At 65.3% G+C, this 19,123-nt stretch carries 18 protein-coding genes and 1 tRNA gene; 14 read left to right on the top strand and 5 right to left on the bottom strand.

The features are described 5' to 3' along the window. The first annotated feature begins 14 nt into the window (after positions 1-14). Both DW352_RS07160 and DW352_RS07155 read left to right on the top strand, forming a co-directional pair. Positions 15-1,058: a cupin domain-containing protein gene (locus DW352_RS07160; RefSeq protein ID WP_115689844.1), complete on the top strand. Its 1,044-nt coding sequence runs from the start codon at positions 15-17 to the stop codon at positions 1,056-1,058. Between the two features lie 88 nt (positions 1,059-1,146). Continuing rightward, entirely contained in the window at positions 1,147-1,608 is a 462-nt protein-coding gene (locus DW352_RS07155) for a MarR family winged helix-turn-helix transcriptional regulator (protein ID WP_115689842.1), read from the top strand. A gap of 28 nt (positions 1,609-1,636) precedes the next feature. On the opposite strand, the gene DW352_RS26725 is transcribed toward DW352_RS07155, so the two are convergent. After that, positions 1,637-1,783, bottom strand: a complete 147-nt coding sequence (locus tag DW352_RS26725; RefSeq protein WP_162826831.1) for a hypothetical protein — start codon at positions 1,781-1,783, stop codon at positions 1,637-1,639. Between the two features lie 256 nt (positions 1,784-2,039). On the opposite strand from DW352_RS26725, the gene DW352_RS07150 reads away from it, so the two are divergent. Then, entirely contained in the window at positions 2,040-3,518 is a 1,479-nt protein-coding gene (locus DW352_RS07150; RefSeq protein ID WP_115689840.1) for a flagellin N-terminal helical domain-containing protein, read from the top strand. Here DW352_RS07150 and DW352_RS07145 read toward each other — a convergent pair. Beyond that, positions 3,515-4,432, bottom strand: coding sequence for a LysR family transcriptional regulator (locus tag DW352_RS07145; RefSeq protein ID WP_115689838.1), 918 nt, complete (start codon positions 4,430-4,432; stop codon positions 3,515-3,517). The two genes, DW352_RS07150 and DW352_RS07145, sit on opposite strands and share 4 nt — an antisense overlap. Before the next feature lie 119 nt (positions 4,433-4,551). On the opposite strand from DW352_RS07145, the gene DW352_RS07140 reads away from it, so the two are divergent. The 10 genes from DW352_RS07140 to DW352_RS07095 all read left to right on the top strand — a co-directional run bounded on the left by DW352_RS07140 (position 4,552) and on the right by DW352_RS07095 (position 15,380). Then, entirely contained in the window at positions 4,552-6,870 is a 2,319-nt protein-coding gene (locus tag DW352_RS07140) for a xanthine dehydrogenase family protein molybdopterin-binding subunit (RefSeq protein ID WP_115694277.1), read from the top strand. Next, positions 6,867-7,418, top strand: coding sequence for a 3-hydroxyanthranilate 3,4-dioxygenase (locus DW352_RS07135; protein ID WP_115689836.1), 552 nt, complete (start codon positions 6,867-6,869; stop codon positions 7,416-7,418). The genes DW352_RS07140 and DW352_RS07135 overlap by 4 nt, the downstream gene beginning before the upstream one ends. Positions 7,419-7,500: 82 nt before the next feature. Further along, entirely contained in the window at positions 7,501-8,679 is a 1,179-nt protein-coding gene (locus DW352_RS07130; RefSeq protein ID WP_115689834.1) for an ABC transporter substrate-binding protein, read from the top strand. Positions 8,680-8,705: 26 nt separating this feature from the next. After that, complete coding sequence (locus tag DW352_RS07125) at positions 8,706-9,620, top strand: MBL fold metallo-hydrolase (RefSeq protein ID WP_162826830.1); 915 nt, start codon at positions 8,706-8,708, stop codon at positions 9,618-9,620. 61 nt (positions 9,621-9,681) lie between these two features. Then, positions 9,682-10,851 (top strand): ABC transporter substrate-binding protein, encoded by a 1,170-nt coding sequence (locus DW352_RS07120; RefSeq protein WP_115689830.1) that lies wholly within the window; start codon positions 9,682-9,684, stop codon positions 10,849-10,851. 40 nt (positions 10,852-10,891) lie between these two features. Beyond that, entirely contained in the window at positions 10,892-11,803 is a 912-nt protein-coding gene (locus DW352_RS07115) for a branched-chain amino acid ABC transporter permease (protein WP_115689828.1), read from the top strand. Positions 11,804-11,844: 41 nt separating this feature from the next. Continuing rightward, a complete protein-coding gene (locus DW352_RS07110; RefSeq protein ID WP_115689826.1) occupies positions 11,845-12,819 on the top strand; it encodes a branched-chain amino acid ABC transporter permease in 975 nt (324 codons plus the stop codon). Further along, the gene (locus tag DW352_RS07105; protein ID WP_115689824.1) at positions 12,816-13,568 is read left to right on the top strand and encodes an ABC transporter ATP-binding protein; all 753 of its coding nucleotides are present in this window, start codon (positions 12,816-12,818) and stop codon (positions 13,566-13,568) included. The genes DW352_RS07110 and DW352_RS07105 overlap by 4 nt, the downstream gene beginning before the upstream one ends. Further along, the gene (locus tag DW352_RS07100) at positions 13,568-14,266 is read left to right on the top strand and encodes an ABC transporter ATP-binding protein (RefSeq protein WP_115689822.1); all 699 of its coding nucleotides are present in this window, start codon (positions 13,568-13,570) and stop codon (positions 14,264-14,266) included. The genes DW352_RS07105 and DW352_RS07100 overlap by 1 nt, the downstream gene beginning before the upstream one ends. Next, entirely contained in the window at positions 14,253-15,380 is a 1,128-nt protein-coding gene (locus DW352_RS07095; protein WP_115689820.1) for an alpha/beta hydrolase, read from the top strand. The genes DW352_RS07100 and DW352_RS07095 overlap by 14 nt, the downstream gene beginning before the upstream one ends. A 20-nt stretch (positions 15,381-15,400) precedes the next feature. Here DW352_RS07095 and DW352_RS07090 read toward each other — a convergent pair whose 3' ends face one another. From DW352_RS07090 to DW352_RS07080, 3 genes are all read right to left on the bottom strand, one after another. Beyond that, positions 15,401-17,461 (bottom strand): DEAD/DEAH box helicase, encoded by a 2,061-nt coding sequence (locus DW352_RS07090; RefSeq protein ID WP_115689818.1) that lies wholly within the window; start codon positions 17,459-17,461, stop codon positions 15,401-15,403. Between the two features lie 147 nt (positions 17,462-17,608). Continuing rightward, positions 17,609-17,684: transfer RNA gene (locus tag DW352_RS07085), tRNA-Glu, on the bottom strand. A gap of 109 nt (positions 17,685-17,793) precedes the next feature. After that, positions 17,794-18,249: a VOC family protein gene (locus DW352_RS07080; protein WP_115689816.1), complete on the bottom strand. Its 456-nt coding sequence runs from the start codon at positions 18,247-18,249 to the stop codon at positions 17,794-17,796. A gap of 57 nt (positions 18,250-18,306) precedes the next feature. Here DW352_RS07080 and DW352_RS07075 point away from each other — a divergent pair, with 57 nt between their 5' ends. Further along, positions 18,307-19,068 (top strand): SIR2 family NAD-dependent protein deacylase, encoded by a 762-nt coding sequence (locus DW352_RS07075; protein WP_115689814.1) that lies wholly within the window; start codon positions 18,307-18,309, stop codon positions 19,066-19,068. The last annotated feature ends 55 nt before the right edge of the window (positions 19,069-19,123 follow it).

Here is a 19,123-nt window from a genome sequence, read left to right as displayed (position 1 = left end):
GTGGAGGAAGCCCAATGAGCGCGCTCGGTACGTTGAGCGAATTGCCCGCGTCCTATGTCGAAGGGCTCGCGGCGAAGAACCTGGTGCCGTTGTGGCCGAGCCTGCGCAAGGCATTGCCGCACGGCGCGCCGTTCCGCCGCACGCAGCCGGTCGTCTGGCACTATGCCGACGTGCGGCCGCGCCTCATCGAAGCCGGTGAGCTGACGCCGATCGAAAAGGCCGAGCGTCGGGTGCTGGTGCTCGCCAACCCTGGCCTCGGTCTTGAGAACATGCAGGCGACGCCCTCGATCTATATCGGTCTGCAACTCATCCTGCCGCGCGAGACCGCGCCCAATCACCGGCACACGCCGAGCGCGGTGCGTTTCGTCGTCGAAGGCGAGGGCGGCTACACCATCGTCGACGGCGAGAAGCTGCCGATGGAGCGCGGCGACCTGATCCTGACGCCGTCGTTGCTGTGGCACGAACATCGCCACGAGGGCACGGGCCCGGTGATCTGGCTCGATGCGCTCGATCTGCCGACGGTGTTCGCGCAGGAAGCGTCTTATGCGCTCGAAGGGCCGCCGCAGACCGTGCGCAACCAGCCGGACAGTTCGCAGACGCATTATCGGCGCGCCGGCCTTGTGCCCTACCGCGCCTTGAGTGGGCCGCGCGCCAACTATCCTCTGCTGCGCTATCCGTGGCGGGACGTGCGCGAGGCGCTGCTGGCAATGGCAGCCGTCACCGAGGCCTCGGAGATGGTGCATCTTGCTTATGTTAATCCCGAGACCGGAGCCGAGTGTCTGCCGGTGCTGGGCTTCTCGGCGATCATGTTGCGGCCGGGCGAGGCCGCGGCGCCGGCACGCCGGTCGGCCTCGGCGGTGCTGCATGTGGTCGAGGGCGCGGTGGACGCCGAGGTGGATGGCGTCAGCTTGAGCGCCGATGCCAGCGACACCTTGGCTGTGCCGACGCACGCCAAGATCCGCATCGCCAATCGCTCGACGCAGAAGCCGGCCTTCCTGTTCCAGGTCGACGATGCGCCGATGCAGCGCAAGCTCGGTTTCTTCGAAGTCTTCCACTAGGGCCTATCCGACCGCTTTTGCTTTTCGCGGCAATGTCCGGTACCAACCGGGCATTGCAGGCGGGAGCGCCGGCTGGCGGAGCCGATTGATGCGATTAAAGGATTTGCATTCAAAGCCGGGGCATCTCATCCGGCGGGCGCAGCAGATTGCGGTGGCGATCTTCATGGAAGAATGCGCCGCTTTCGACCTTACGCCGGTGCAGTACGCGGCTCTGGTTGCCATCCGCGAGAATCCGGGCACCGACGCTACCCGGCTTTCGGCGACCATCGCCTTCGATCGCTCGACGCTTGGCAATGTGCTGGAGCGGCTGGAGGCGCGCAAGCTGGTGACGCGCTATGCCTCGCCCGAGGACAAACGCATCAAGGTCCTCAAGCTGTCGGCGTCCGGTACTGCGCTGGTGAAGCGGGCGGAGGCGGCCGTGCTACGCGCGCAGGATCGCATCCTCGAGCCACTGAAGCCGGCCGACCGGGACCGGCTGGTGGAACTGTTGGAGCAGCTTGTCGAGTTGAACAACGAAGCGTCGCGGGTGCCGCAGCGGCTGGCAGGCTGACCGGACACGCGTGACGTGACGGCGCGCGTCAGTAGCGGAGCGCCAGCAGGTCGACGACGGCGGCGGCCAAAACCACGACGGCGAAGCATACGAACACAACGGCGACCGCCGCCTGCGCGAAATAGCTCGCGTCACGCCGCAGCATCTCACCGATATTCCAGCCTTTGATGACCATGATCGTCCGCTCCCTCCGTGCCTTGGGGAGTACAACGCGACCATAGCCCTGGCGGCCGACGGTAAATGTAACTTCTACGTTAAGAATCCCTTGCGGCGCGTATGCCTGCTATTCCGATGGTGCGGTTCGCCGGTTCCGAAGGGTGATGGAGCGGTGAAGGCGGCTTCTTGCCCGGGGAGCGGCGATCATCGAGAGACGAGTTCCATCCCTTTACCGCTCATTGAGCAGCTTCCGCTAAAAGCCGGTGGGGGGCTGTATGTCGGACCTTGTGTTGTCGCGGGGCGTGCGAGGGATATTGCTGTCGCTGCAGAATGCGGCGGCCGACACGACGACCGTGCAGAACCGTCTGGCGACCGGCAAGAAGGTCAACAGCGCGCTCGACAAGCCGTCGAGTTACTTCACCGCGAGGGCGCTGGATGCCCGCGCCGGCGACCTGAGCGCACTGGTCGACCGCGTGAGCCAGTCGCTGGAGACGCTGAAGGCGGCCAGCACCGGCATCGGCGGCATCGTCAAGCTCGTGCAGGCGGCGAAGTCGCTGGCCCTCCAGGCGCGGCAGGCGCCGCTGGCGCAGACGAGCTACGACGCGATCGCACAGACCGGCTCGACCGACATCAGCGGCGAGACGGTCGGCAGCGTCACGGGCAATGTCGACGTGTCCGGTGCGTTTCAGGCGAATATCAGCGGGCTGAAGATCCAGGTCGGCGCCACGACCTATACGGTGGCCGCGCCGGCCGGCAACGTCGGTACCAATACGATCATCAACGCCATCAACAGCACCGCGGGATTGAATGGCGCGGTGCGCGCCTCGCTCGATGCCAGCGGCACATTCGTCAAGCTCACCGCGACCAGCAGCGACACCAGCTTTCAGGTGCTCTCATCGGCGGCGGCGACAGCGGTCGGCATCGATGGCTTGAGCGGCACTTCGACCAACCTGTTGCAGGCGGTCGGCGGTTTGTCCGGCACGAGCATGACGGTGCAGGCCAATGGCGGCGGCGCCAAGACGGTGGCCTTCGGCACCGGCGCCGGCCAGATCTCGACGCTTGCCGAATTGCAGAGCGCGCTCGGCGGCGTCGGCGTCTCGGCATCGTTGAACGGAACAGGTCTGAGCATTGGCGTGCCAGGCACCGTCGCCCATGCCAATTCGCTGACGACCAGCGGCAGCGCACTGGCCGTGCTCGGCCTGCCGGCCGCCGGCACGGACTACGGCACGGTGAATGCGCCGACGCCGGATCCGATCCGGGCCGCAGCCCAGGAACAATATAATGCGCTGCTGCAGCAGATCGATCAGATGGCGGGCGACGCGTCGTTCGGCGGCATCAATCTCCTCAACGGTGATAGCCTTGTCACAACCTTCAACGAAAGCGGCAGCAGTACGCTGACGGTGTCGGGTTTTGGCGTGAGCGCGGGCGGACTCAATCTGACAGCGGCGTCCGGCAACGACTTTCAATCGAATGGCGTGATCGACGGCCTCATGCCGGGCCTCGATGCCGCGCTCGCGACTTTACGTCAGCAGGCGGCGAGTCTCGGCGCCAATCTCGGCACACTGCAGATACGGCAAACCTTCACCAACAATATGATCAACACGCTGCAAGGCGCTGCTGACGGCCTCGTGCTCGCCGACACCAACGAGGAGGGGGCTAATCTGCTCGCGTTGCAGACGCGGCAGGGCCTGGCACTCACGGCGTTGTCGCTGTCGACCCAGGGCGACCAGACGGTGCTGCAGTTGTTTCGTTAGGCGCGCTTCGGCTTGGGCGGGAAGGTCGCGATCGTCCGCTTCGTCAGCGCGCGCGCGAAACTCGACAGGGCGGGGGAGACCGAGCGCCCGGCCGGCGTAATCAGCACGATGTCGCGCGTGATGGTCGGGTTTGCCATTGGCACGGCGGCGATCGCGCCCTGGCGCATCGCCACGCGCGCATACGTCGGCAGCACGGCGATGCCCAATCCCGCTTCGACCATCGCCAGCGCGGTCGTCACGTGCGACACCTCATGCGTGATCGTCATGCCGATCTGCGCGGTTTCGCAGCCGAGCTCCACCAGCAGGCGAATGCCGCTGTCGCGGGTGAGCGTCACCAACGGCTGGTTCTCCAACTCGCTCCAGTTGATGCGCTTCTTCTTCGCCAAAGGATGAGAGAGCGGGCAGAACAGCGCCAGACTATCGCTCGTCACCGGCGTCGAGACGATGCCATCCTCACCGGCACGAAAGGTGCCGAAGCCGCAATCGACGGTGCCGGAGCGGACCTGCGCGACAATCTCGTCGGCGCCCGCTTCCACGACCGTGATTTGGATGCCGGGGAACTCGGCTCGGAAGTCGGCAATTGCCCAGGGCAGGATCGCGCCCGCGAGCAGAGGCGGCGTCGCGATCGTCACCTTGCCGCGCTTGCGGGTGGCGAGTTCATGCGCATGGCGCGCGGCCAGCTCCAGGTCTTCGACGATCTTGGCGGCGGTGTTGCGAAACTCGCGGCCGCCTTCGGTCAGTTCGACGCGGCGGGTGGTGCGGTCGAACAGGCGGATGCCGAGCTCGCTCTCGAGATCGCGCACATGCTGCGACAGCGCCGGTTGCGCCACATGCAACCGCTCCGCGGCGCGCGTGAAGCTGCCGCATTCGGCGACTTTCAGAAAAGCTTCGATTTGGCGGATGGTGATGTTCACGAGGCGGCTCTTACTTATAAGTATTGCATATCAATAGATACGAATAAACGACATTGTCATATAGACAAATTAGTCCCGTAATCGGCAGCTGAATGAAATTCGATCCCGATTCAGCGCCCATGAATGCTCCGTTTCAGGCGAAGGCCCCAGACCGCGGCACCGCAGCCGATCCGGCATGGATCGGCCGCGACGTGCGCCGGGTGGAGGATGCTGCGCTTGTTACCGGCCGGGGCCGGTTTATCGGCGATCTAACGCCGCCCGACTGTTTGCATCTGGAGTTCTTTCGCAGCCCCTATGCACGCGGGCAGATCACCCACATCGATATTGCCGCGGCGCGGGCGCATCCGGGCGTGGTTGCGGTATTGACGGCCGCCGATTTGGCAGGCGCCGGACGTGCGGCGGTCAACGGGCTGGTCGACGGCCTCAAACTGGCGCCGTTCACGCTGCTGGCCGGGGATGCCGTCGAGGCCGTCGGGCAGCCGGTCGTTGCGATCGTTGCCACCTCGGCAGAGGCTGCACGTGACGCAGCAGCCACCGTCGATATCGTTGTCGAGAGTTCTGTCCTGCGCGGCCGTTCGCCCGAGAATGCCGCTTTCACCGAAACATGGTCGTCCGGCGCGAGCGCGCAAGCCTTTGCCGAGGCGGCGCACGTTGTCCGGGTCGATATCGACTATCCGCGGCTTGCACCGATGGCGCTCGAGCCGCGCGGCGCGCTCGCCGTCTGGGACGATGACGGTCTGACGGTGTGGCTGCCGACGCAGGCGCCCCATCGCGCCCGCATCGATCTCGCCGACGTGCTGGGCATGCCGCAGGAGCAGATCCGCGTCATCGCGCCCGACGTCGGCGGCGCCTTCGGCGGCAAGGCTTCGCTCTACCCCGAAGACGCTGTGGTCGCTTGGGCCGCGCGCGCGTTACGCAAGCCGGTGAAGTGGGCCGCCAGCCGCGGCGACGATTTCCTGGCCGCCACGCATGGCCGCGGCGGTCGTACCGAGGCGGCGCTTGCACTTGCGAACGACGGCCGCGTCCTGGCGCTCCGCGCGCAGCTGTCGTTTCCGCTCGGGCATTGGATGCCCTACAGCAGTGTGGTGCCGGGCCGGAACGCGGCGCGCATTCTCCCCGGGCCTTATCGCGTCGACAATGTCGATATCGAACTCACCGGCTATCTCGCGAGCACGGCCGCCATCGGCATCTATCGCGGCGCCGGCCGGCCGGAAGCCTGCATGGTGATGGAGCGGTTGATGGATCGCGCCGCCGCAGTGCTCGGCGTCGATCCGCTCGAGTTGCGCCGGCGCAATCTCATTGCGCCGGCTGCCTTTCCCTACACGACGCCGACGGGCCAGGTTCTTGACTCCGGCGACTATCCGGCCTTGCTCGCCAAGGCGGAAAAGCAATCGTCTTATGCCGAGCTTTGCCGCGAGCGGACGCGTCGCCGCAAGCGCGGCGAGATCGTCGGCGTCGGGACGGCCCTCTATGTCGAGCCGTGCGGGCAAGGCTGGGAAAGCGCCCGGATCGGTCTTGCGACAGACGGCACGATCGTCCTCGCCACAGGCAGCAGCGCGCAGGGGCAGGGGCGCGAGACGGCCTATGCGCAAATCGTTTGCGACGTGCTCAAGACGCCGTTCGACTCCGTGCGTGTGTTGCATGGCGATACGCGCACGACGCCGGCCGGCATCGGCGCGCTGGCGAGCCGCGGCACGCCGATCGGCGGCAGCGCCGTATTGCGCGCGACGCAAGCATTTCTCGACAAGGCGTTCGGCATCGCACGCGACTTGCTCGCGTGTGCGGACGCACCGCTCGAAGCCGTCGCGGACGGCGTTGTCGTGCGTGCTGGTGACGGGCGTCATGCATCGTGGACGGACATTGCGCGCCATGCGATCGCCAAAGGCATTGACCTGGCCGAAGGCTTGGCGCTGACAACGACCGAAGTCTACGAGGCGGCTGGCGAGGCCTGGAGCAGCGGTTGTTGCGTCGCCGCCGTTTCGGTCGACGCCGACACGGGCGAACTGACCGTCGAACAGGTGACTTGGATCGACGACGCCGGGGTTGTGATCAATCCCATGCTGGTCGAGGGCCAGTTGCGTGGCGGTTTCGCGCAAGGCATTGGTGCGGTGATGAGCGAGCGCATCGTCTACGACGAAGAAGGGCAGTTGCTGACCGCCTCGTTGATGGACTACGGCATTCCGCGTGCGGGCGACATTCCGCCGCTTGTCATAGACAAGCTGCCGGCGGTTTCGCCGGCGAATGCTCTCGGCGCCAAGGGTGTCGGCGAGGCGGGTTGTATCGGGCCACCGGCGGCGATCATGAACGCCGCGGTCGACGCCTTGTCGCCTTTCGGCGTGACCCATCTCGACATTCCGCTTACGAGCGAGACAATCTGGCGCGCCCTCGAGACGCATCGGCATTCAAATATGAACACTACCGGCAGGAGAGAAACATGAAACTCGGGCGTCTGCAGGCTTTCAATTTCAACAAATGGATCGACGAGCATCAGCATCTGCTTAAACCGCCGGTCGGCAACCAGCAGGTCTGGAAGGATGCCGATCTGATGGTCACCGTGGTCGGCGGCCCGAACCGGCGCACCGATTTCCACGACGATCCGGTCGAGGAGTTCTTCTACCAGTTGCGCGGCAACATGGTGCTGAAGGTCGTCGACAACGGCGAGCACTACGACGTGCCGATCCGCGAGGGCGATATCTTCATGTTGCCGCCGCATGTGCGCCATTCGCCGCAGCGTCCGATGGAAGGCTCCGTCGGGCTGGTGGTCGAACCGCATCGCCCGGATGGGTTGCTCGACGGCTTCGAATGGTACTGCTTCAACTGTCAGGGGCTGGTGCATCGCACGGAAGTCGACCTCGGCGACATCGTCGCGGATCTGCCGAAGGTGTACAGCGCCTTCTACGCCGACGAGAAGGCGCGCACCTGTCCGCACTGCGGCACCTTGCATCCTGGCAAGGAGCCACCGGCAGGCTGGGTGACGCTGCCGTAACCGCCACTCGTTTGTTACATCGCAACCGCGCGGCCCTCACGCTGGAAGGGCCGCGCCAGAAGCCAAATAAGGGAATGTGTTGATGCTGTCGTCGCGTGCTTTCGTTTTCTCTGCTCTCGTGCTCGGGAGCTTGGCTTCGGCGTTTCCCGCCGCGGCCCAATCGCCGGTCAAGATCGGTTTCATCACCACTTTGTCGGGACCGGCGGGATATCTCGGGCAGGACGTGCGCGACGGCTTCAATCTTTTGGTCAAGAAGCAGGACGGCAAGTTGGGCGGCGCGCCGGTCGACGTGCTGGTCGAGGACGACGGCCTCAAGCCCGGGCAGGGCAAGCAGATCGCCGAGCGCATGCTCAAGAACGAGAAGATCAAGCTCATCACCGGCCTCATCTTTTCGAACGTGGCCAGCGCGGTGGTGCCGGATGCGCTCGATGCCGGGGCGATCGTCATCAGCCCGAACGCGGGTCCGTCCGAATTCGCCGGCAAGGAATGCAACCGCAATTACTTCGTGATGTCGTGGCTGACCGACACGATGCAGGGCAGCGCCGGCCGTAACGCGACGGAACTCGGTTACAAGCGCGCTTTCGTGCTGGCGCCGAACTATGCCGCCGGCAAGGATGCGATCGCGGGCTTCAAACGCTTCTTCAAAGGTGAGATTGTCGGCGAGGTCTATACGCGGCTCGACCAGACCGACTACGCCGCCGAGATGGCGCAAATTCGCGCGGCCAAGCCGGATGTCGTGTTTCAATTCCACCCGGGCGGGCTGGGCATCAGCTTCCTGCGGCAGTATCAGCAGGCCGGTCTTCTCAGCACCATTCCGATGGTGCTGGCCGAGCCGTCGATGGACCACGCGATCCTGAAGGCGGTGGGCGATGCCGCGCTCGGCCTCAATGTCTCGGGGCACTGGAACGCCGATCTCGACAACGCCACCAACAAAGAGTTCGTTGCCGCGTTCACGAAGGCCTATGGCCGTGTGCCGACGATGTATGCCGCCCAGGGCTACGACACCGCGCTGGCGATCGATGCCGCGCTCAAGCAGACCGGCGGCAAGATCGACGACGCGGCCGCTTTCCGCACGGCGATGCTGAAGGCGGATTTCCACGCGACGCGCGGCAGCTTCAAGTTCGGCGCCAATCAGCACCCGGTGCAGGACTGGTACGCCATGAAGGTCGAGAAGGATGCCTCCGGCGCGCTCACGCTCAAGACGACGGGCAAGATCATGAGCAATTACGTCGATCCCTTCGCGGCGCAGTGCAAACTGTGAGCGCGGCCAGCAATGCGAATCGCGCTGTGATCGAACAGTCCCAGCGCGACGTCCTCGGCTTCGATGTGCACAGCCTGCACATCGGGCCGTACCGCATTCATCGCATCGCCGACATGGACCGTGTGAAGTGGCCGGCGACCGCAATGTTCCGGGCGATGACAGGTGATGCCCTGGTGCGGGCGGCGGCCAATACGCCCGCCGGCATGATCGACGTGGCGGAAGAGGGCCTGCTGCTCAGCTTCAACTCCTACGTCGTCGAGACGCCGGACGCGTTGGTGCTGGTCGATGCCGGCATCGGCAATGACAAGGATCGTCCCGATCGCCCGCGTTGGCATAAGCGGACGAGCAAATTTCTCGATGCGTTGGCGGCGATGTCGTTTACGCCGGAGCGCTTCGACATCGTCATCAACACGCATCTGCACGCAGACCACGTCGGCTGGAACACGGTGCTCAAAGACGGCGCCTGGGTGCCGGCCTTTCCACGGGCGCGTTACGTGACTCCGGAAGGCGAACTGGCGCATTGGGGCAAGCTTTACGAGACCCAGGGCGTCGAGACGTTGCACGGCGCTTATGCCGACAGCGTCGCGCCGCTGGTCGAACGCGGTCGGTTGGAGACGGTGGCAACGCCGAGCGAGATCGCGCCGGGCATCTCGCTCGAGCCGGCGCATGGGCATTCGCCGGGCATGGCGGTCGTACGACTTAAGGCGGAGGACACGGAAGTATTGTTCCTGGCGGACGCCGTTCACCACCCGCTGCAATTGAGCGATCCGGAGACAACATCGAATTTCTGTCAGGACCCGGCGATGGCCAATGCCACGCGCCGCCGTCTGCTCGACGATTGTGTGGCCCGTGGCACAATCGTTGCACCGTATCATTTTCCAACGCCGGTATTCGGCCGCTTCGAGCGGGCCAGCGCGGGCTATACGTACGTGCCGCTTTGACGTAGGCCTTGCGCATGGAATGACAGGTGCCGGGTAAGACTATCATCAGAGGGGACTATCGATGCGAGTTGCTTCACTAGCGTGCGCCGCTGCGATGACTTTGGCCGCCGGGGCGGGGGCCTTGGCGCAAACGCCGCTCAAGGTCGGCTTCATCACCACGCTGTCGGGCCCGGGCGGCTATCTCGGCCAGGATATCCGCGACGCCTTCAATCTCGCGATCAAGATGCAGGGCGGCAAGCTCGGCGGCGTTCCGGTCGAAGTCGTGGTGGAAGACGACGGCCTCAAGCCGGGGCAGGGCAAGCAGATCGCCGACAAGATGCTCAAGAACGACAAGATCAAGTTGTTCACGGGCATCGTGTTCTCGAACGTGTCCGGCGCCGTCGTGCCGGACGTGCTGGACGCCGGCGGCATCTACGTGAGCCCCAACGCGGCGCCCTCGACCTTCTCCGGCAAGGGCTGCAACAAGAACTACTATGTGATCTCCTGGCAGAACGACAGCCTGCACGAAAGCGCCGGCCAGAACGCGACCGAGCTCGGCTTCAAGACGGCCTTCATCCTCGCGCCGAACTATCAGGCCGGTAAGGACGCGCTCGCCGGCTTCAAGCGCTTCTTCAAGGGCAAGATCGTCGGCGAGATCTACACTAAGCTCGACCAGACGGATTTCTCCGCCGAACTCGCGCAGATCCGCGCCGCCAAGCCCGAGATGGTGTTCCAGTTCCAGCCGGGCGGCCTCGGCATCGCCTTCCTGCGTCAGTATCAGCAGGCCAACCTGAACACCGAGATTCCGATGGTGGTCGCCGAGCCATCGCTCGATGCCGTGACCCTGAAGGCGGTCGGGGACGCCGCGCTCGGCCTGAACGTGACCGCGCACTGGAACGCCGACTTTGACAATGCCGCCAACAAAGAGTTCATGGCGGCATGGACCAAGGAGTACAACCGTCCGCCGACCTACTATGCGGCCCAGGGCTACGACACGGCGCTCGCCATCGGCGCGGCGTTGAAGGAGACCGGCGGCAAGGTCGACGATACGGACGCTTTCCGCAAGGCGATGCTGAAAGCGGACTTCAAGTCGGTGCGCGGCAACTTCAAGTTCGGCCCCAACCAGCATCCCGTTCAGGACTGGTACGCGCTGAAAGTGGAGAAGGGCGCGGACGGTGCGCCGCACCTCAACACCAAGCGCAAGATCATGTCGGCCTACGGCGACTCTTTCGCCAAAGACTGCAAGCTCTGATCGCTTAAGGTCAGGCCGGCTTCAATCGGATCGATAAGACATGCTTGTTCTGGAGCAGATCCTCAACGGCATCCAATTCGGCATCGCGCTGTTTCTGATGTCGGCCGGCCTGACGCTCATCTTCGGCATCATGGGTGTGATCAATCTCACCCATGGTTCGCTCTATATGGTCGGCGCCTATGCTGCTGCGATCGTCGCCGCCAAGACCGGCTCGGCGCTCTTGGCGCTGCTCGCGGGTCTTGCCGGTGCGGCGGTGGCCGGCGTCGTCATCGAGGCGCTGGTGATCCGACGCCTTTATGCGCGCGATCATCTCGATCAGGTGCTCGCGACTTTCGCGCTCATCCTCATCATCAATCAGACGGCCACAATGCTGTTCGGCCGACAGCCGCTGTTCGTGGCGATGCCGCCGGCGCTGTCGCATTCGGTGACGCTGCTGCCCGGGCTCGTCTATCCCGTCTACCGCCTGGTGGTGATCGGCGTCGGACTGCTGGTCGCCATCGGACTTGCCTTGCTCATCAACCGCACGCGCATCGGCATGCTGGTGCGCGCCGGCGCCACCAGCCGCGAGATGGTGCGGGCGCTCGGCGTCGATATCCGGCTGCTCTATACGGTCGTGTTCGGGCTCGGCGCGCTGCTGGCGGGCCTTGCCGGCGCGATGGCGGGCCCGATCATCGCTGTGCAGGTCGGCATGGGTGAGCAGATCCTCATCCTCGCCTTCGTGGTCGTGGTCATTGGCGGCGTCGGCTCCGTGCGCGGCGCTTTCTACGGCGCCTTGCTGGCGGGCTTGATTGATACCTTGCTGCGCGCCTTCCTGCCGGGGCTGCTGCGTCAGGTCATGACCGGCTCCGGCGCCGATGCGCTTGGGGCGGGGCTCTCTTCCATGGGCGTCTATCTGTTGATGGCGATCGTTCTCTTGCTGAGGCCCAAGGGCCTGTTCGTGAAGCAGTCATGACCAGCGAGGCTCTCCACGCATCCACGGCGGCGAAGCCGTCAATGGCCTGGCGCTGGCTGCTCGCGGCGATCGTTGCGGCGCTGCTGGTCGCGTTGCCTTTCGCTGTCCGATCGTTCGGCTATGAATCCTTCACCGGTCTGGCGACACAGGTGCTGATCTACGGCATCGCCGCGCTCAGCCTGAATCTCATCTTGGGCTACGGCGGCATGGTCAGCTTCGGCCACGCGGCGTTCTTCGGCGTCGGCGCCTATGCCGTCGGCATTCTCTATTATCACATGGCCGACGATAGCCTGTTCCTCGGCCTGGTTCCGGGCACCGACGCGATGCTGGTTACCTTGCCGGCCGCGATGATCGTGGCTGGGCTGGTGGCGGCGATCATCGGGGCCTTCTCGCTGCGCACCGGCGGCGTGCAGTTCATCATGATCACGCTCGCCTTCGCGCAGATGCTGTTCTTCCTGTTCGTATCGCTCGACACCTATGGCGGCGACGACGGCCTGATCATGCGCCGGCGCGACGTGCTGCCGTTCCTCGACACCCGCGATCCGACGACGTTCTATTATCTGTGCCTTGCGGCCGCGGCGCTGTGGCTGGGAGTCACCTATTGTTTGGTGCGGTCGCGCTTCGGCTTCGTGCTCAACGGCATGCGGCAGAACGAAAATCGCATGGCGGCGATGGGCTATGCGCCTTATCCCTACAAGCTGGTCGCCTTCGTCATCGCCGGCATGGGGGCAGGGCTCGCCGGTGCTCTCATGGCCAACTATCTGCGCTTTGCCAGCCCCGACATGCTGCATTGGACCAAATCGGGCGAGCTGATGATGATGGTCATTCTCGGTGGCGCGGGCACGTTGTTCGGGCCGCTCTTGGGCGCGGCGGCGCTGGTGATCCTGGAAGCGGTGCTGACGGCCTATACCGAGAACTGGCAGCTCCCGCTCGGCATCATCCTCTTGGCCATCGTGCTGTTCTCGCATGGCGGCATCGTCGCGCTCGTCCGCCGCTTTCTGCCGGACAAGCCATGACCGCGCCGCTCCTCGACGTTCAAGGTTTAAGCAAGCGGTTCGGCGGCCTGACGGCCACCGACTCGGTCGATCTCACGCTGCCGGAAGGCGAGCTGCACGCGCTCATCGGCCCGAACGGCGCTGGCAAGACCACCTTGATCAGCCAGCTTGTCGGTGCGTTGCCGCATGACTCCGGCTCCATCAAGCTCGCCGGCGAGGAGATCGGTCAACTGCCGGTGTGGAAGCGGGTGCACCGCGGGCTCGGCCGGACCTTCCAGATCACGCAGTTGCTGCCGGACTTCACGGCGCTCGATACTGTCATGCTGGCGGTGCAATCGCGGCACGGTCACAGCTTCCGCTTCTTCGCCGATGCGCGGCGCAACCGCGCCATCCGCACCGAGGCCGCGCAGTATCTCGATCAAGTGGGCCTTGCGCCGCGCGCGCAGGCCCGCGTCGGCGATCTCGCCCAGGGCGAGCGCAAGCAGCTCGAGCTTGCGGCCGCGCTCGCCGGCAAGCCGCGTCTGCTGTTGCTCGACGAGCCGATGGCGGGCCTCGGCACGGCGGAAAGCCAGCAGATGATCGGCCAGCTTGCCGCGCTCAAGGGCAAGATCACCATGCTGATCGTCGAGCACGACATGGAGGCCGTGTTCACTTTGGCCGACCGCGTCTCGGTGCTGGTCTACGGCAAGGTCATCGCGCAAGGCGATGTCGAGGCGATCAAGAACAACGAGGACGTGCGCACGGCCTATCTCGGCGAGGGGGACGTCTGATGCTGCAGCTTTCCCACGTCGAGGCCGCGTACGGCACGAGCCAGGTGTTGTTCGACGTCAACCTCGAGGTGCCGCAGGGCAAGATCGTCACGCTGCTCGGCCGCAATGGCATGGGCAAGACGACGACCGTGCGTTCGATCATGGGCCAGCTGCCGAACAAGCAGGGCATCCGTTTCGACGGCGCCGACATTTGCGGCGAGACGCCGGACGCGATCGCGCGGCGCGGCATCGGCCTCGTGCCGGAAGGCCGCATCGTGTTTCCGACGCTGACGGTGCGTGAGAACCTGGTGGCGACGGCGGCGAACCGTTCGCGCAACGCGCAAGGCTGGACGCTCGAACGCATCTATCAGTTGTTCCCGCGCTTGCAGGAACGTCACGGCCAATTGGCGCAGACGCTGTCCGGCGGCGAGCAGCAGATGCTGGCCATCGGCCGCGCGCTGATGACCAATCCGAAGCTGTTGATCCTGGATGAGGCGACCGAGGGACTGGCGCCGGTGATCCGCGGCGAGATCTGGCGCTGCATCGAGGCGCTGAAGGCCGCCGGGCAATCGATTCTGTTGATCGACAAGAATCTGCATGTGCTCAAGCGCGTGGCGGACTATCACTACATCCTCGAAAAGGGACGCACGGTGTGGAGCGGCGACAGCGCCGCCCTGACGCGCGACGCGGAGACGGTCTATCGCTATGTCGGGCTCTGAAAATGTGATCGAGGTGGTCGGCGCCTCCACCGCGGCCGATCCAATCAATGCCGTGCGCGATGCGCTCAGCGAGGCGGCCAAGACGCTCGGCGCCGCCGGCTGCGGACCGCAGCACATGACCGCGATGCGCTGGGAGGCGGCCGCGCCGCTGCGCTTCCATCCGTCACGGCACGAGATCGAGCTGGCGCAGCGCGAGGTCTTCGCCGGCTTTCGGGTGCCGGTGACGCTCAAGCGCGCCAAGGATGTCGCAGGCTTGCGCGCGGTGCTCCAAGCCAGGAAACCGGCAAGCGCGCCGGGCACCGATGCGGTGTATCGCGGCTACGCGCCGATGCAGCTCGCGCGCGAATACAGCCCGCGTTTCCAGACCGACATGAACGTGCTGTTCAAGGCCTGGAGCGCGGAAGGCGAGGGCTTCCGCGCCCGCTTTCCGGGTCTCGATCTCACCTACGGGCCCGGCCGTTATGAGGCCTTCGATATCTTCCTGCCCGCGGGCGTCGAGAAGCCGCCGGTCTGGGTCTTCGTGCATGGCGGCTATTGGCAGGCCTCCGATAAGAATCAGCACGCGCATCTCGCCAAAGGGATGTTGGAAGCGGGCTTCGCCGTGGTGATGGCCAATTACGGCCTCGCGCCGGAAAACGCGCTCGCCAACATCGTGGCGCAGAACACGCGCCTCCTGGCCTATCTCGTCGAGCAGGCCGACAGCCTCGGCATCGACGCCAGCCGCCTGCACATCGCCGGGCACTCCGCCGGCGGCCATATTGCCGGCATGATCGCCACGCGCGGCGCCGCGCCGACATTGCGTTCGGCGCTGCTGCTGTCGGGGGTGTTCGACCTCGAGCCGCTCACGTTCCTGCCGATGGGCGGCATCCTCAAGCTTACCCCTGAACTGGTCGCCGACTTGTCGCCGCTGCGTCTGCCGGCGCCGAAGGGCGTCAAGATCGGCGTCGCCGTCGGCTCGGAGGAGAGCGACGAGTTCAAGCGCCAGTCGCGGGAGATGGCGACGCTGTGGGGTGCGCCGGAGTCGCTGATCGTGCCAGGCCATCACTTCAGCATGCTGGAAGGGCTCAACGGCGGCGCGCTGCTCGATCTCGCGCTGTCGCTGACGAAGGCCTAAGCGCAGCGGCCGCCTGGCCGCTACGCTTTGTCCTGGCCGCGATGCTTGTGCTTCTTCGGCTTCTTGCCGAAGGCGGGCTTGGCAAAGGGCGCGCCATCCTGACGCCGGGCCTGACCCGCATGAGCCGGCTTGTGCTCGTGCCGCTGCTTCTTGTCGAAGCTCTTCTTCTTGTCGAAGCCGTGCTTCTTATCGAACCCCTGCTTCTTGTCGTCGAAGCCCGGTTTCTTGCCGAAGTCGGATTTCTTCTCGAACTTGGCCGTCTTATCGCGGAAGCGCTCGTCGTGATGCTTGCGCGGCTTGTCGTAACGCGGCTTTTCATTCCGGCGGGTGTCGCCATCATGTGGCTTGCCGGCGCTCGCGGCGTTATCGGCGGGCTTGTCGGCTGGCGCTTCACCGCGCGGACCGTCCGCCAACTGCTCGATGCGGATGTTCTCTTCTTTGTCGGGAACGGCGACCTTGGCGGCAAATTCCGCGGCCGCCTTGGCCGAGATCTCGATTTCGGTGATGGCCTCGTAAATCCGGATCGCGCCGATGTCGTTCCGGCTGATGCCGCCGCGGCGGCAGATCATCGGCAAGAGCCAGCGCGCTTCGGCATTCTTGCGGCGGCCGATACTGGCGCGGAACCAGACGCTGCCGCCTTCCAGGCCGCGGCGAAAGCCGGTTCGTTGTCCCGGCTTCGGTCCGCGCTCGTCGTCGGCGCGTTCGGGGCGCGGCCCGCGTCGATCGCCACGGTCCTCGCGTGAACGCGTTTTGTCGTAATCGCGTCCCTGGCCGGGATCGGCGATGTCTTCGGGCGAGGGCAGGCGCGCGCGATAAAGCCGCGCCAGCGCCGCCGCGATCTCTTCCGCAGAGCGCTCGGCCAGCAGGGCGCGCGCCAGCGTTTGATCCTCCTCGGTCGCCTCCTGCGTGAAGACGGGATCCTGCAGCATGCGCTGCTGATCGAGCTTGCGGATTTCCTCGGCCTGCGGCGCGGCGCCCCAGATGGGTTCGACGCCGATCTGGTCGAGCATCCGTTCGGTGCGGCGGCGGCGTGCGGGCGGCACGAGCACCACGCTCACGCCTTTCCGGCCCGCGCGGCCGGTGCGGCCGGAGCGATGCTGCAGCACTTCGGCGTCGTTCGGCAGCTCGGCGTGAATCACGAGGCCGAGGTTCGGCAAATCGATGCCGCGCGCGGCGACGTCGGTGGCGACGCAGATGCGCGCCCGTCCGTCGCGCAGCGCCTGAAGCGCATGCGTGCGCTCGCCTTGGGTCAGTTCGCCCGACAGCGCCACGACGGAAAAGCCACGCTCGAGCAATGCTGCCTGCAGATGGTTGACCGCGCTGCGCGTGTTGCAGAAGACGATCGCGCCCGGCGATTCGAAATAGCGCAGCACGTTGACGACCGCGTGCTCGACCTCGTGCGCGGCGATCCGGATGGCGCGATACTCGATGTCGGCATGGCCGCCGTCGCCGGCGGCGACTTCGATGCGCAACGCGTCCTTTTGATATTGCTTGGCCAGCGCGACGATGCCGCGTGGCAAGGTCGCCGAGAACAGCAGCGTGCGGCGCGCCTCCGGCGTCGTCTTGAGGATCAGCTCCAGGTCCTCGCGAAAGCCGAGATCGAGCATCTCGTCGGCCTCGTCGAGGACGACGGCCTTCAATTCCGAGACGTCGAGGCGTCCGCGCCGCAGGTGATCGCACAGCCGGCCAGGCGTGCCGACGACGATGTGGGCACCGAGTTCGAGCTCGCGCTGCTCGCGACGCGGGTCCATGCCGCCGACGCAGGAGACGACGCGCGCGTCGGTGTAGTGATAGAGCCAGGCGAGTTCGCGCTGCACCTGCAGGGCAAGCTCACGAGTCGGCGCGACGACGAGGGCCAGCGGCTTGGCGGCCCGTGCGAAGCGGTCCGCGCCGGCCAGAAGATCCGCCGCAACCGCCAGTCCATAGGCGACGGTTTTGCCCGAGCCGGTTTGTGCCGAGACCAACAGATCGCGGCCGGCGGCCGTGTCGGCCAGCACCGCCGTCTGAACCGGCGTTGCCTCGGTGTAGTTGCGCTCGGCCAGGGCGCGGGCGAGCGGGGGATTTGCGGGCAGGAATGTCACGAAAGTAAGCCTTTAACTGGTTGCCGTATCGACGAGGCAACCCATGGATCGCCGGTGGCGTCCGCGGTTTGGAAATAAGGGGACGTACGGCGGGCTTCAATCGCGGGCAGACAGACCGCGATTGATGGCGTTCGCTTTGTACGCAAATGGCGCGCCCTAGGGGATTCGAACCCCTGTTACCGCCGTGAAAGGGCGGTGTCCTAGGCCTCTAGACGAAGGGCGCGGGATGCCGCCGGCGGCAGGCGCCGGCAGCAGGATGGCGGCTGTATAAAGAGCTTCGCCCGGCCGGGCAAGCGAGCCGGTGGTGGAAATTTTCCGGGCCGGCCTCCCGGTTACCAATGCCCGGTGTTGGCCATCGATTTCCAGGGCTCCTGCGGCGGCAGGGGATTCCCTTTCTGGAGCAACTCGATCGAATGCTTGTCGGGTGAGCGCACGAAGGCCATGACGCCGTCGCGCGGGGGGCGGTTGATGGTGACGCCCGCCTTCATCAGCCGGTCGCAGGTCGCGTAAATGTCGTCGACCTCATAGGCGAGGTGGCCGAAGAATCGCGCCTCGCCATAGTCCTCGCTATCCCAGTTGTAGGTGAGTTCCACCTCCGGGCCAGGCCGGCCGGCCTTCTTGGCGATCTCAAGCGCCGCGTCGTCCTGCGGCGCAGCCAGGAATACCAGGGTGTAGCGGTTCTTCTCGTCGACCCGCCGCCGGGTCTCGATCAGACCGAGTTTGTTGACGTAAAAATCGAGCGCGGCGTCGAGATTGCGCACGCGCAACATGGTGTGCAGATATCGCATTGACTGGACCTCACGAACGTCGGGCGGTCATGCCGGCCCGCCAGGACTTATATAGCAATGATCGCTCCCGATCTTGACACCGCCGTCGCCGAATTGAGCGAGATGATCGCGGAGGCGGAGGCCATCCTGCCGTTCACCGGCGCCGGCATCTCGACCGAGTGCGGTATCCCGGATTTTCGCTCGCCCGGCGGGCTGTGGACAAAGAACCGGCCGATCCCCTTTGACGAATTTCTCGCCAGCCAGGACATGCGCGACGAATCCTGGCGGCGGCGCTTCGCCATCGACGCGACCTTCGGGGCGGCCAGACCGGGCCGCGGCCATAGCGCGCTCGCCAGCCTTTATCGCAGCGGTAAAGTTCCGGCCGTGGTGACGCAGAACATCGACAATTTGCATCAAGCTTCGGGCATCGCCCCGCAAGATGTGGTGGAGCTGCACGGTAACACCACTTACGCCCTCTGCCTCGAATGTGAGCGGCGCTACGAATTGGAATGGATCAAAGAACAGTTCGACGCCAACGGACAGCACGCGCCGGATTGTACCTGCGGCGGCTTCATCAAGACCGCGACCGTATCGTTCGGGCAATCCATGCCCGCTGCTGCGATGCAACGTGCTGAAGATTTGACCAAACGTTGCGACCTGTTCCTCGCGGTCGGTTCGTCACTCGTGGTGTGGCCGGCGGCGGGCTTCCCCTTGATGGCAAAGCGCAATGGCGCTTCGCTCGTCATCATCAATCGCGATCCCACGGAGTTCGACGAGATCGCCGATCTCGTCGTTCGTCATGACATCGGTGACGTGCTGGGACCCTTCATTCAGCACTGATTCGCAATGCTTTCCGAGTGGAACAGAGTTGTGCGCAAGCATATTTTGCACTTTG

This window comes from Pseudolabrys taiwanensis, from assembly GCF_003367395.1.
In the GTDB taxonomy this organism is placed as follows: Bacteria; Pseudomonadota; Alphaproteobacteria; order Rhizobiales; family Xanthobacteraceae; genus Pseudolabrys; species Pseudolabrys taiwanensis.
The sequence above is the reverse complement of the archived record's forward strand: the minus strand, read 5'-3'. Positions and strand labels throughout refer to the sequence as shown.